10 protein-coding genes are annotated in these 13,747 nt (G+C 62.6%); 3 read left to right on the forward strand and 7 right to left on the reverse strand.

The window, feature by feature from the left end:
* Window positions 1–89: 89 nt before the first annotated feature.
* The 3 genes from OXG98_11340 to OXG98_11350 form a co-directional block, all read right to left on the reverse strand.
* The gene (locus OXG98_11340) at window positions 90–932 is read right to left on the reverse strand and encodes a radical SAM protein (protein ID MCY3772597.1); all 843 of its coding nucleotides are present in this window, start codon (window positions 930–932) and stop codon (window positions 90–92) included.
* 66 nt (window positions 933–998) lie between these two features.
* The gene (gene priA, locus OXG98_11345) at window positions 999–3,458 is read right to left on the reverse strand and encodes a primosomal protein N' (protein ID MCY3772598.1); all 2,460 of its coding nucleotides are present in this window, start codon (window positions 3,456–3,458) and stop codon (window positions 999–1,001) included.
* A gap of 17 nt (window positions 3,459–3,475) precedes the next feature.
* Complete coding sequence (locus OXG98_11350; protein MCY3772599.1) at window positions 3,476–4,810, reverse strand: GWxTD domain-containing protein; 1,335 nt, start codon at window positions 4,808–4,810, stop codon at window positions 3,476–3,478.
* A 405-nt stretch (window positions 4,811–5,215) separates the two neighbouring features.
* Here OXG98_11350 and OXG98_11355 point away from each other — a divergent pair, with 405 nt between their 5' ends.
* Both OXG98_11355 and OXG98_11360 read left to right on the forward strand, forming a co-directional pair.
* The gene (locus OXG98_11355; protein ID MCY3772600.1) at window positions 5,216–6,265 is read left to right on the forward strand and encodes a Gfo/Idh/MocA family oxidoreductase; all 1,050 of its coding nucleotides are present in this window, start codon (window positions 5,216–5,218) and stop codon (window positions 6,263–6,265) included.
* 96 nt (window positions 6,266–6,361) lie between these two features.
* On the forward strand, window positions 6,362–7,183 hold the full coding sequence (locus OXG98_11360) for a phytanoyl-CoA dioxygenase family protein (GenBank protein ID MCY3772601.1): 822 nt from the start codon (window positions 6,362–6,364) through the stop codon (window positions 7,181–7,183).
* A 64-nt stretch (window positions 7,184–7,247) separates the two neighbouring features.
* Here the strand turns inward: OXG98_11360 and OXG98_11365 are convergent, their stop codons facing one another.
* The 3 genes from OXG98_11365 to OXG98_11375 all read right to left on the reverse strand — a co-directional run bounded on the left by OXG98_11365 (window position 7,248) and on the right by OXG98_11375 (window position 10,857).
* Window positions 7,248–8,270 carry a LacI family DNA-binding transcriptional regulator gene (locus tag OXG98_11365; protein ID MCY3772602.1) on the reverse strand — a complete coding sequence of 341 codons (1,023 nt, stop codon included), beginning with the start codon at window positions 8,268–8,270 and terminating at the stop codon, window positions 7,248–7,250.
* 348 nt (window positions 8,271–8,618) lie between these two features.
* On the reverse strand, window positions 8,619–9,662 hold the full coding sequence (locus OXG98_11370) for a LacI family DNA-binding transcriptional regulator (protein ID MCY3772603.1): 1,044 nt from the start codon (window positions 9,660–9,662) through the stop codon (window positions 8,619–8,621).
* A 178-nt stretch (window positions 9,663–9,840) separates the two neighbouring features.
* Complete coding sequence (locus tag OXG98_11375; GenBank protein MCY3772604.1) at window positions 9,841–10,857, reverse strand: LacI family DNA-binding transcriptional regulator; 1,017 nt, start codon at window positions 10,855–10,857, stop codon at window positions 9,841–9,843.
* Between the two features lie 499 nt (window positions 10,858–11,356).
* Here OXG98_11375 and OXG98_11380 point away from each other — a divergent pair, with 499 nt between their 5' ends.
* Window positions 11,357–12,736 carry an amino acid permease gene (locus OXG98_11380; GenBank protein ID MCY3772605.1) on the forward strand — a complete coding sequence of 460 codons (1,380 nt, stop codon included), beginning with the start codon at window positions 11,357–11,359 and terminating at the stop codon, window positions 12,734–12,736.
* 67 nt (window positions 12,737–12,803) lie between these two features.
* Here the strand turns inward: OXG98_11380 and OXG98_11385 are convergent.
* A partial coding sequence (locus OXG98_11385; protein MCY3772606.1) for an MFS transporter occupies window positions 12,804–13,747 on the reverse strand: 944 nt, incomplete at its 5' end.

The following is a 13,747-nucleotide window of genomic DNA, read 5'->3' on the forward strand; positions in this document are numbered from 1 at the left end:
CCTGACGGACGATGCGGACTGCCTGGCCATCACATTCCGGCCGGATCGGCGCGGGCGATCCGGGCAGCTCAGGCGGTCCAACTGTGCCATCACGATCCGGTCGGAACGCCCTCCCGGTTGAATCCTTCCTTGCTGTACGCGACGCGACCGGCGCCGAGGGAATCCTTGAGCGCATCCACCAGCGCGTGATGGGCGCCGAGCCGGTACCATTCCCCGTAACCGAACCGCTGGTACATCTCCCGCACCTGGAGGCGCTCGGTACGCATGCCGCCCGACCCGTCCCCGTCGAAATAGGTATCCACGACCACGGAGTGGCAGCGGTCCCGGATCGTTTCCACGAACGTCTCCGGGTCGTTGGGCAGCATGGGGCTGATCGTGATCCGGACCGCAAGGCCGGCATCCATGGCGGTGTCGAGCGTCTTGAGCCGAGCGGCCACGGACGGCGCATGGGGCGTTAGATCGCGCCTTACGGTCTCGTCGTGGGTTTCGAGCGTCAGGTTCAGCTCTACCCGGTCGATGCGCTTCAGCACGTCGAAGTCCCGGCGGACCATGGGGCTGCGGGTCTGCACGACGAGCCGGTCCGGTTGCAGACCGGCAAACACCTCCAGGCACCGCCGCGTGATCCGGTACTTCGACTCCGCGCCCTGGTAGGGATCCGTGGCGGAACTCAGGAACACCCGCACCTCTTTGTCCCTTCTCTTCAGCCTGGCCATCTCGGCCTCGAGCCGTTCGGGCGCGTTGATCTTGACGTCCACGTAGTCGCCCCACGCCCCGCCGTGGTAGAGGTGGACGGGCAGGGCCTGCACGTAGCAGTAGGGACACCGGTACACACAGCCGACATAGGGCTGCAGGGTGTGGGTAAAGCCATCCAGGAACCCGCCCGTGCGGGTCAGGATCGACTTGCAGGTTATTTCACGTACGTTTGTGGCCATTCGCTTCGACCTTCGGCGGCCGGGCCTTTCCCATTCTGCCGGATCTTCCCGCCGGTCCTGTTACGGTCACATCAACCCCACCGGGTCCACGTCGATTTTCAGATGAATACGCCGGTTGTCCGCGGCGCGCTCCCAGTGCAGCCGGGTCCGCCGCACGGTGTCGCGCAGGCGGACGGAATGGCTGCTCCGCGCGATGATCTGCCAGCGATACTGGTTTCGCACGCGGGCAATCACCGGGGGCGCGGGACCGAGTATGTTCAATTCCGCCGCGTACTTCCGCATGATCCCGGCGAATCGGCGCGCTTCCCGCATCACGTATTCGTCCTGCTCGCCCTGGAACAGGATTCCGACCATGCGCCCGAAGGGCGGATAGCCAAGCGCCTTCCTGTCGGTGATTTCCCGGGCGTAAAAAGACTCGTAGTCGTGCGCCTGCGCGCTGGTCACGCTGTGATGGCCCCGGGAATAGGTCTGGACGATCACCTCCCCGCCCAGCTTCCCCCGTCCGGTCCGTCCGGCGACCTGCGTCAGCAACTGAAAGGTCCGCTCGCTGGCCCTGAAATCCGGGAGGTTGAGCGACGTGTCGGCCGAGATGACGCCCACGAGCGTCACGTTCGGAAAGTCGAATCCCTTGGCCACCATCTGCGTGCCGAGCAGGATATCCGCCTCGTGATTGAGCACCTGGTGGAAGATGTCCTGGTGGGAGCCTTTCCGCGTCGTGGTATCCATGTCCATGCGGACGATCCGGGCGTCCGGAAACCGCTCCTTCAGTTCCTCCTCGACGCGCTGGGTGCCCACGCCCCGGTAGCCGATCGAATCGGAACGGCACTTCGGGCAGGCCTCCGGGGCCTGTTCCCGGTGATCGCAGTAGTGGCACCGCATGAACAGGCTGTCGGCGTGGTAGGTCATCGTCACGCTGCAATGGGGACAGGACACGGACAGTCCGCAGTCATAGCACTGGACGAAGGGCGAGAATCCGCGCCGGTTCAGGAAGAGGATGATCTGCTCCTTCCGGGCGAGCCGGTCCCTGATCCGGTCGGCCAGGGGAGCGGAGAAAATCGAAAGGCGGCCCAGCCTGCGCTCTTCCCGCATGTCCACGATCCGAACGCCCGGCAGGGGCCGCCGGTCCACCCGCCTGGTCAGGCGGCTGCACGCGAATTTTCCGTTCTGCGTATTGGCGTAGGTCTCCAGGGAAGGCGTCGCGCTGCCCATGACCGTCACGGCGTTCGCCATCCGGGCCCGGACGACCGCCACGTCCCGCGCATGGTAGAGCGGGGGGTCGTCGAACTGCTTGTAGGACGGCTCATGCTCTTCGTCGATGACGATCAGGCCGAGGTCGGACAGCGGCGCGAACACGGCGGACCGGGCGCCCACCACGATGCGGTAGTCCCCGGCGCGGGTCCGCCGCCAGGAGTCGTACCGCTCTCCCGAAGACAGGCCGCTGTGCAGGACGGTGACGAGATCGCCGAAGTGGGCGCGGAACTGCCGCACGGCCTGCGGGGTCAGGGCGAGTTCCGGCACGAGCACGATAGCCGATCGGCCCGATTCGAGGGTCTTTTCTATGGATTTCACGTATACGTGCGTCTTCCCGCTGCCGGTGACGCCGTAGAGGAGCAGGGACTTGAACGCGCCTTCGCCGATGGCGCCGTGGATCGCGCGCAATGCGGCGGCCTGCTCGTCCGTGGGATCGACCGCGCCGGGATCGGGCAGTTCGGCATCCCGGTAGGGGTCGCGTATCGTCTCGACCTCGCTGAGCGACACCAGGCCCTTTTTCTCGAGTCTTCTGACCACGGCCCGTTCGATCCGGCCCAGATGGCGCAATTGTTCCGTGGTCAGCCTGCCGTCATGCCGCGCCAGGAGATTGACGCAACTGGCCTGCCGGGGCGAGCGGGGGATCAGCCTGGAAATGATCTTCTCCGCATCCTCCCTGGACGGGATCAATTCGACCCAGGTCTCGTACCGGATGCCCGGACCTCCGCCGGAATCTCCGATTGATATCGATACCAGACCCTTCGCCTCGAGGCCTCGCAGGGCCGCAAAGGGCTGGCGCATGCGGGTCCGGCGCCTGAGACCGGACAGGGTGATGGCCCCCTGTTCGGGAACCTCGGCGAGCAGTTCGGCCTGGCGGGGCGCGGTGCGCCGGAGCCGGTCCATGCACTCGGGGGGACACGGACCGTCCCGGCTTACGATCTGATCGCCTTCCGACAGCAGACCTGCGGGGAGGGCCGCCTTGATCGCTTCGCCCCACGGGCAGAGATAATACCGGCCAATCCACCGCGTGAGTTCGAGCAACGTGGCGTCCAGGACCGGCTCGCGGTCGAGGACGTCCGATAGCGGTTTGTAGCGTTCCACGGGACAGGTTTCGGAAAGTCCCGTGATGACGCCGGTCATCCTGCGGTTCGTGAAGGCGACGGACACCCTGCGGCCGGGCAGCGCCGTGTCGAGGAGTTTATCCGGAATGCTGTAGGAGAAAACCTGGTCTACCGGAAGGGGGAGGGCTATTTCGGCAAACCGGACGGAGGCCGCCATAGGCTGTCACCGCCGTTTCAATATACCCGATAGAGCTGGTATCTTCCGTAGCCATCGAAGTCGACGAAAACGAAACTGCGGCTGATGTTGTAGTAATGCCACACCTGGTAGGGATGGGAGTAGGACCGGTCCCAGGTGTGCCTTTCCACTTCGTCCGGCGGACCATAGACGATGTAGATCCGCCCCTGGTCGCTGCGCCAGCCTTTCCTCAGTCCGTCGTCAAAGTTCTCGTTCGCGTACGCGATCCGCCGGTAGTACATGATCATGTTTTCGTTTCGATCCGTACCCGGCGTGGGGTCCCGCCTTTTCCAGAACGCTTCCAGCGCTTCTTTCTGTTCGCCGGCCGGGGCGTCCCTGTACTTCTTGAGCACGTCCAGTTCGTCGTTCTTGGCGATATACCTCAACTGCTCGGTGATCTCCCTGAAATTCTTGGCCGCCGTCAGGGGCAGCAGGAACTGCCAGGTGATATGGAATTCCGACTTGGACTTCGCCCGGTTCCGCACGGCCCGGTCGTCGACCTCGATTTCCAGGGTGTATACGCCCTGGGACAGTTCACTGGTGTCGAACCGGCCGCTGTACGCGCCGATATTGCCCTGTCGCTCCAGGGGCTCCTCCCGGTTCAACACTTCCCGGCCCGACGACGACTTGATCTTGTATGCCACTGTCAAGGGCTGTTGCGCCTCCTCGGCCGCGTCCGTATACACCTCGTAGTAGATGTACATGTCGGTGTGGTCCTCGCCGAAGGCGCGGGACAGGTTGGGAACGACCCGGATGCCTCTGCGGTCCAAGCCGACGTTGGCGGGGCCCTCCAGGACCAGGCCGGCGAATTGAATGTCGCTTATGCTGAGCCGGTCCTTGTAGTAATCCGGCACCTCGAAGGGCCTGGAAATGTCTTGCTGATCGCCCGCGTCCTGGTCATAGAGCGTGATTTGCAGGTCGTACTTCCCGGGCGGGAGGTAGGTGGTGTACAGCTGCGCGCGGGACGGGTCCATCACGCGCGTCTCGGCGTCCGTATCCACCACGACCGAATCCCGGAGGGTCTCGGCGGAAACCTGGTAGTCGTCATCGTCGATCACGATCAGGGAAAGTTCGAAACGGGCGGCGTAGCGGTCCCCGGACTTGACGAAATTGAACAGTTCGTTCGAAAGGCGGTAGTAGCAGTCGACACGCGTGCTGTCGACCGAATCCCCCCGGGAGGTCACGATATCCACCACCGCGAGCCCGGGGTTGATGCTGCCATGCTCGTCTGGAGGAGCGGGACCGGGCGGCGCCGCTCCCGCCGAGACGGCCGGAACCGTCAGCAGCAGCGCAATCCCGACTCCCCGCCATAGCCGGTTGCCGGTTTCAGTCATACGGACCATCGGAACCCTCACTGAGCATCTGAAGAACACGAATGCAGGCGAGCCCGGCCGGCGATCGACAGCGTCCTTCCCGCGATCGTCCGGGCACCCGCCAAAGGCGTCGATACGGTTGTTACGGGATACTGCTTTCAATATATTTGCATAACACAGGCCCACAAAGTTTTATTTGCTCCCGCGCAGCGGTCGAATCCCGACGAACCGATTTGACATTACGCTTTACCGCCGGTAGCCGGCCACATTATATAGAATCCACAAACCGCAGTATCGGTTCCCTTTTTGAAGCGGCCGAAGACGGTATCCAGGTGCCGAAGACGGTATCCAGGTGCCGAAGGCCGGTTCCGGCCGGTCGCGGTCGGTACGATACACCTGCAGTCCGGAAGAAGAAAGGATGGAGGCGTGAGCGGAACGAGAGTGGGCTTCATCGGCGGAGGCGGAATCGCCCGGGAACACATGAAGTATCTGTCCGAGATGGAGGACGTGGAACTGGCGGCGGTGGCCGACATCAGCGCGGACGCGCTGGATCTCTGCCGCGAAATGTACGGCATTCCCCACTGCTTCACCGATTACAGGGAACTGCTGGGCATGGATTCAATCGACGCGGTCACGGTCGGCACGCCGAACAGCGCCCATTGCGAGCCGACGGTCGACGCGCTCCGGGCCGGCAAGGACGTGCTGGTGGAAAAACCCATGGCGATCACGGCGGAGGAGGCGGCGGAAATGGTCAGGACGAGCCGGGACACGGGCCGCATCCTGGTCATCGGCTTTCAGCACCGGTTCGCGCCCGAGGCGCAGATGCTCAAGCGGTTCATCGACCGGGGGGAATTCGGCAGGATCCTGTACGGACGCTGTCTCGCGCTGCGCCGCCGGGGGATTCCGAACTGGGGCGTTTTCGGCCGCAAGGATCTCCAGGGCGGCGGGGCCTTGATCGATATCGGCGTGCACATGATCGAAGCGGCCCACTATCTCATGGGATCGCCGCAACCCGTCAGCGCCTTCGGAAGCGCATACACGTACCTCGGCGACCGCCCCAGCGACACCGTGTCCATGTGGCCCGACTGGGACCGCGAGACGTATTCCGTCGAGGATCTGGCCGTGGGGATGATCCGGTTCGACAACGGCGCCACGCTCTCGGTGGAGGCCTCCTTCGCGGCCCATATCGGCAAGGGCGAATGGACCTTCTCCCTCATGGGCGAGAAGGCCGGCGGCCAGTTCAGTCCGCCCATGGTCTTCAAAGACCAGTCCGGCACCATGGTCAACATGACGCCGGACTACCTGCCGGACACGGACGGCTTTCGGTACAAGCTGCGGCACTTCGTGGACTGCGTGCAGACCCGGAAACCGTCCGAGGCGCCGGGGGAACACGGCCTCCTCGTGCAACAGATCCTGAACGGCATCTACCGCTCCGCCGAAACGGGGCGGGAAGTCCCGTTGGAACCCATGATATGAACCACGGGAATCGCCGGGACTCCAGTGGATATCTGCCGGTTCCGAACGCGGATTTCGATTGCGGGGACGGCGCTTTCCAATGCCGGGAGGTATGCGTTGCTGACCGTTGAACAGCGGTCCTGCTGGCATGACTACGGTTCCGAGAACACCCCCCGGGCAGTCCCCGAATCCCACCTGTCGGCCACGATAGCGGCCATCGCCGCGTTCCTGGACCTGGACCCCGACGATCCGGCAACGTGGTACGAGGGTCCGCCGCGCCGTCTCGGATTCGTCGAGATGTACCATCACCAGTCCATATGGGACAACCGGCAGCATCCCCGCGTATACGAGGCCTTCAGGAGCCTCTGGGAGGAGGAGAAACTGTGGGTCAGCATCGACCGCGCCAACATGACGCCGCCCGAGCGGGAAGGCACGGCGCACGGGTTCAACGAGCCGCTGATACACTGGGACATCGACACCTCGGATCATCCCGGACGGTTCAAGGTGCAGGGGGTGCTGTACCTGACAGATACGGCGGGAAACCAGGGCGGCTTCCAGTGCGTCCCGGGGTTCCACAGGCAGTTTTTCGAATGGGTGAAAACCCAGCCTGCCGATCGTGATCCCTGGCGTCCGGACCTCGGCGGGTTGACACCGGAAACGATCCCCGGAAAGGCGGGCGACCTGCTCATCTGGCACAGCCTGCTTCCCCATGGAAACAGCCGCAACACGTCCGACAGGCCCCGCTGGTGCCAGTACATTTCCGCCAGCCCGAGCCGGGAGCAAGACGAGTCCATGCGCCAGCACCGCGTCTCGCTCTGGCGAGACCGCATGCACCCGGACGTATTTCCGGGCGATCCCCGCGGCGTCGAACGCCGGGACGGCCCCGCGCGCCTTACCGCCCTGGGCCGCCGGCTGCTGGGCCTGGATCGCTGGGAATAACCTTCCGTATTTCGATTCGGATAAGACCGATGGCGAAGCATTGTATTCCAGTGGCCGGGATGGTCTATACTCCGTCCTCTCCACAGGACTCCCGTACGATGAGGCGGGAACGGAGCGTGACCTGCTCCGTCGTATCTTCTCCACCGATCTGGCGAAGCATCAGATCCATCGCCGACCGGGCTATCTCCTCGTACGGGACGGCCATCGTGGTCAGCGCGGGCGACAGGTAGGCCGATACGTCTATGTCTCCAAAACCCACCACGGCGACGTCTTCCGGAACCCGAAGGCCCACGTCGCGCAGACCGCGGCAAACGCCGATCGCCGTATAGTCATCCCTGCACAGCAACGCGGTAAAGCGGTCCCGGAGGTTCTGGCCCTGGATGTAGCCGCCTTCGCCACGGATGCCCAGGGGAGGTATGATCTCATGCGGCAGGTCGTTGTCCCTCATCGCCCCGGCGTATCCTCTACCCTTGGACGAAACCGGGCTTTCCATATCCAGATTCTGGCCGATGAAGCCGATCCTGCGGTGTCCCAGCTCGATCAGATGGTTTGTCGCCTCGTAGAAATCGGCCTCGAGATCCAGAACGACCCCCGGGATGTGATCCGTGGGGTAGTGATACGTTACCACCGGAATGTGGTTCCGCACCATGCCGCGAATTCGATCCGATTCCTCTCTGTCGCCCCGCGTGTTGATCAGGAGTCCGTCCACGCCCCTTGAGATCAACTGCCTGATCTGCATGCCCTGGTCGTCCTGCGAAGACCGGGAAGTCCGGTTCACCGCCATGCCCATCAGCAGCCTGTACTGCTCTTTTTCCGCGACCCTGAGAATCTGTTCGGTCTGCGTTCCGTACGTTTCAAGCGAAATCTGGTAGGTGAGCAGACCCAGGGTGCCCGTCTTCCCGGTTACGAATCCCTGCGCCATCAGATTGGGGGTATACTGCATCTCCTCCGCGGTCTGCTTGACCAGCATCCGGGTCTTTTCGTTGACGAGATAAGACGCAGTACGGGATAGCGCCCGAGAAACCGTGGAATGGGAGATTCCCAGTCGCTGAGCAATGTCCTTAATGGTTACCAGCTTGACTCTCATGGACCGATCCGATCTACTTCGGTTTCGGGAACTGATAGGCAATCGGTTGCCATCCAACGCTGAACGAGCCCGGTTCGACCGATCCCGGATCGCTGGGTCTGAGGCATTCGAGTTTAAATGTGAATCGTGCTGGCTGGAACGCCAGGGCGCCTTGTTCGAATCAGTACGATGGCAGAGATTTATACCATCACTAAAGATAAAATGGGGCGGTCGACTGTCAAGAAAGTTGAGATTCGGGAATAGAGGGATAGAGGTGGGATCAGGTAGGGCCCGGAGCATGACTATGCCCGAGAAAATCAACCCGGCGAAGCCGATCGCGAAGGAGAAAGTTGATTTGAACGCCGTAGATCACTTCGGCGTCCGGGAGGAGTCCATGATGGCCGATCCACAGGATTCCCGTACAATCAGGCTGGACGTCAGGACGACCTGGCACACGACTTCCTGGCCTTCGATTATCTTCAGCATCAAGTCCATCGCCGTACGCGCGATTCCCCTGGCCGGCGTCGACTGCGTGGTCAGCGCGGGCGTCACGAAGGCCGATACGTCCGAATCGCCGCAACCCACGACGGCGACGTCCTGCGGTACGCGGATCCCCGATTCGCCCAGGCCGCGATACACGCCGATGGCCGTGTAATCGGTGCAACAAACGAGGGCGGAGTACCGGTCCTTTACTTCTCGGGACAGCCGATACCCCGATTCGGTCTCCTGTCGGCCGACGGCCAGGCTTTCAGGATGGAGACCGAATTCATTCATGGCGTTGAAGTATCCTCTGCCCTTGGAAGAACCCTGACCGGGTCCTTCCCAGTTTTCGCCGAGGAACCCGATACGTTTGTGTCCCAGCGCGATCAAGTGTTCTGTCGCCCGGTAGAACCCCGCGGCGAAATCCAGTACGACGCCCGGAAAGCCCCGGGCAGGATAGTAAAAGGTCACCACGGGTACCCGGCCGTCAACCGCGCCCAGGATACGTTCCGGCTCTCCCATGCCCCCTGTGGTCTGCACCAGGAGTCCATCTATCCCCCTTGATATGAACTGCTCGATCTGCGCCGCCTGATCGACCTCCGAAGACGAGGAATCCCACTCGGCGGACATGCCCACCAGGAGCCGGTAATTCCTTTCATCGGCGGCCCTGAGAAAGCTCTCGATCTGGGCGCCGGCCTGCTCCTGGTAGCACTCGCAGGCCAGCAGGCCCAGTGTGCCCGTTTTTCCGGTGGCAAATCCCTTGGCCAGCAAGTTGGGCCTGTAGGCGAACTCCTCGGCAATCTGCTCGACCTGTCTGCGGGTTTCCTCGCTTACCATGTGCGACTTGTTCCGAGACAGAGCGCGAGACACCGTGGAATGGGAGACCCCCAGGGTCTTCGCGATGTCTTTGATGGTCACCCGCTTCTTTTTCATCGGCCCTTTCCACCCTGGCTCGCCGGATCGGCTCCAGGCAACAGGGGTTCCACCGCGAACCCTGCCGATTTCCAGTACATCAAGGATCCGGAACGAATTACACACGTTTGCAAAACCAAATTTGGCGAAGGCCCGTCCACATGTCAAATCTTTTTTGAATCGGTTTGGGACTGGTATCCTATCTCGCGCCGCAGGATTCTCTTACGGTAAGATGCGGTTTGAAGGAGCGCTCCCGCGGGACGGGACGCCCCCGGAGTTGTCGCAGAATCCCCTGTACCGCAGCAAAGGCAATATCCTCGAAGGGGATGGAAAGCGTTGTCAGGGATGGGCTGACGTAAGCCGAGACTTCGAAGTCCCCGCAGCCGGTCACCGCCACGTCATCCGGCACATGCACGCCGGATTCGATCAGTGCCCGGCAGACGCCGAGGGCCGTGTAATCACAGCAGCATACGAAGGCCGTAAACCGGCCGCCCAGTTCCTTCCCCAGGTGGTATCCGGACCGGGTGCGGGCGGCTTCAACGGGAGCGAGGCGGGGAGCCAGGCCATGCTTGCGCATCGCGAAGCGATAACCCTTGCCCAGTGCCGGCAGACCGTCGGCCCGAATCCCGACTTCGCCCAGAAAGCATATCCGTTCATGCCCGAGTCCGATCAGATGCTCGGTCACCTCCTGAATGCCCGATGCAAGGTCCAGAGAAACGCCGGTCATATCGTCTGCAGCGTATCCAAAGGTCACGACCGGCAGTCCGCCCGGCGCGGCATGGACGGTCGGTGCGGACTCCGCTTCGTCGCCGATCGTCTGGATCAGGATGCCGTCTATGTCGCGAGACGTCAGTTGCATGAGCTGCTCGACCCGTTCGTCTTCCAGGGCGGATGCAGTCCGGTTGGCGGCCGCCGCGACCAGAACCTGGTAACCGTGCCCGCCGGCGGTCCGTACCAGGTGATGAATCTGCCTGCCGGCGATCTCCGATCCGATCCGGTTGGCGAGCAGCCCCAGGACGCCTCCTCTTCCCTTCACGAAAGTCTGCGCCATGAGATTGGGCGAATAGTCCATGTCTTCCGCGGCCTGTTCCACCAGAAGGCGCGTCCGTTCCTTGACGAGATGGGACCTTTGGGAAGACAGCGCCCTGGAGACCGTGGAGTACGAAATGCCCAGGCGCCTGGCGATATCCTTGATCGTAACCGGTCTGTTTCTCACGGGTCTGATTCCCATGGCCGTACGCAGTTCATGAAGGCGTGAAGACGCAGTGCTTTCTTCTCAGCGCACACGTGTGTATAAGCAACTGTGACAATATGTCGGGATCATTGCATGGTATCTCGAAAGCATGTCGGATAATTTGAATCTGCGGAATGGGTACCTTGCAGAAGTTGAACCAAGCCGTCGGGAACTACCGGTCCAGCACAGGCGGGAACGGCCTTCGCTGACCCGTCCCTAAAGTAGATACCAATCGGAAGACTTGTCAAGCAGCAAGGTGACGCGCGGCGGCCTCAGGTTTAAAGGCCAGTAGCGCGCCTGGCGGCCCGCCTCGCTTCGTACGAGAGAATAAAACGGTGGCGGACCACGCCTGCCGCATGGTATTTTGCCCGACACACCAGCGTGTCTACCTGGAATACTTTAATCGCCCTGGTCTCCCGGCCGCTTCCGCGAGACCCGTGACCATGCGTCCTCCACGCGACGCATCACGGAATACGCACCCATGAAACCAACCTCTTCGTCCAGTCCCTTCGAACTCGAAACCGAGTTGAGGCGCGACCTGGGCGTCGTTTCGGCTACGAGTATCATCGTCGGGGGCATCATCGGCTCCGGCATCTTCGGCGCACCGGCCGGAATCGCGCAGCAACTGGGCAATCCCGGCCTGTTTCTCCTGGTCTGGATCGTCGGAGGCGCCCTGTGTTTCGCCGGCGCGCTGTGTTTCGCCGAACTCGGCACCATGATGCCCCGCAGCGGCGGGCAGTTCGTCTACCTCAAGGAGGCGTTCCCCCCCATCGTGGCCTTTTTGTACGGGTGGGTGGAAGTCGTCCTGCTTCAGAGCGCCGGCCTAGCGGCCATCGGTGCGATCTGTACCAGTTACATGGGGTATTTTCTGCCGTTCATCTCGTCCCAAGTAGCCGTATTCGACCTTGGTTCCTTCGTTATCTCGTCCCAGCAGGTCGCCATCTGGATCCTTCTGATCTTCCTCTGCTTCGTAAACTATGTCGGCGTGCGGTTCGGCGGCCTGGTGATGAACCTGACCACTTTCGCCAAAGTTTCGGCGCTGGCGGGACTCGCGTTGCTGGCGATCGTGCTGGGGGGAGACGGGCAGCATTTCCAGCCGCTGGTGCCGCCGGATATCGACGCGGGCATTCTGACCATCCTGGGTCCGGCCATGATCGGCGCGCTCTTCGCGTACCAGGGATGGGTCAATACCAGCATGGTCATGGGGGAAGTGCGGGAGCCACAACGCATACTGCCCCGGGTCATCCTGTTCGGCCTGGGCCTGTGCACCCTGGTCTACCTGGCGGTGAACTGGTCCTACCTGTACATCCTGGGCATCGACGGTATCGCGACCTCGGACCGGGTGGCGGCCGATGTCGCAACATGGCTGATCGGTCCGGTCGGCGGTTCGCTGATCTCCGCGGCAGTCATGATTTCAACCTTCGGGACGATGAACGGCACCCTGATCATCACGCCCCGGATACCGTACGCCATGGCGCGGGCGGGCATGTTCTTCAAGTCCTTTACCCATGTACATCCCCGGTTCAAGACCCCTTCCCGCGCTATCCTGGCTACGACCGTCTGGGCCATCCTCTGGACTTTCCTGGGCAACTTCCAGGCCATCATCAACGCCTTCGTCTATATCGTCTACCTGTACTACGGGCTGAACGTCCTCGCCCTCATCGTACTGCGGCGCAAGCATCCGGATGCGAAGCGACCCTACAAGGTACCCGGCTACCCCTACGTTCCCGCGTTTTTCCTGGTGGTGGTCGCATGGGTCGTGGCGACGGTCATCATCCAGAACTTCATGCAGGCACTGCCCGGACTGGGCGTCCTCGGGCTTGGCGCAGTCGTTTACCTGATCTGGTTCCGGAAAGCCTGAAGCGATAGGTCTCGCGTCGTTCCAGCGCTGCCGTATTCCGGCCCATCTGTCTGTCGCCGTTCAGGGTCTATCCTGATTCACCGGCAGCAGTTCTCTCCGCCTTGAAACCCACCGCGAACAGGATCAGGACCAGGATGACCAGGACGGCGGGCAGGCTCCAGAACACCTGCCAGTCGGACAGGTCCAGGCTCCCCGTCGAATCCAGAAAGGTGTTGTAGACCCGGCCGGCGACCTGGGCGCCGATCAGCATGCCCAGGCCGCTGGATACGAGGACGAACAGCCCCTGGGCCTGTCCGCGGTTGGCGGGTGTGGCCTGCTGGTCCACGTAGACGTGGGCGGTCACGAAGAAGAAGTCGTAGCAGATGCCGTGGAGGATGATCCCCGTGACGATAAGCGACCACAGGGTGTCCGGCGCGCCGAGAGAGAACAGCCCGTACCGGACGATCCAGGCCGCCATCGCGATCAGCAGCATCCGCTTCACGCCGAGCCGGCGGAAGAAGAAGGGCATGCACAGCATCAGGAATACTTCGGACACCTGGCCCAGCGTCTGCGTGCCCGCGATGTTGGCGAATCCGGTCGCGCCGAGGTAGATCTGCGTGAAGTTGTAATAGAAGGCCAGCGGGATGCAGAGGAGCAGGGCGCTGAAGATGAACAGGTAGAACGACCGGCTTCCCAGTTCCTGCAAGGCGTCCAGCCCGATCACGGACCGCAGCGACGCCTTCCTGCCCGCGGCGGCCGGCGGCGTCCGGCCGAGCGTGAAGCTGTACAGCCCCATGACCAGGCCTGCGACCCCCGTCGTGTAGAGCGGCCAGGCCGTCTCTTCGGGAATGATCCGGCCCGAGAAGAGACCCAGGACGAAGCTGATGAAGAGCCCCGCGGCGATCCAGCCGATCGTGCCGAACACCCGGATCAGGGGATACTGCGCCTCCCGATCCTCGACGCGGTGAAAGGTGATGGCGTTCACCAGGCCGAGGGTCGGCATGTAGCAGATATTGTAGACCAGCAGGAGGA

This window comes from Gemmatimonadota bacterium (assembly GCA_026706345.1).
Lineage (GTDB): Bacteria > JAAXHH01 > JAAXHH01 > JAAXHH01 > JAAXHH01 > JAAXHH01.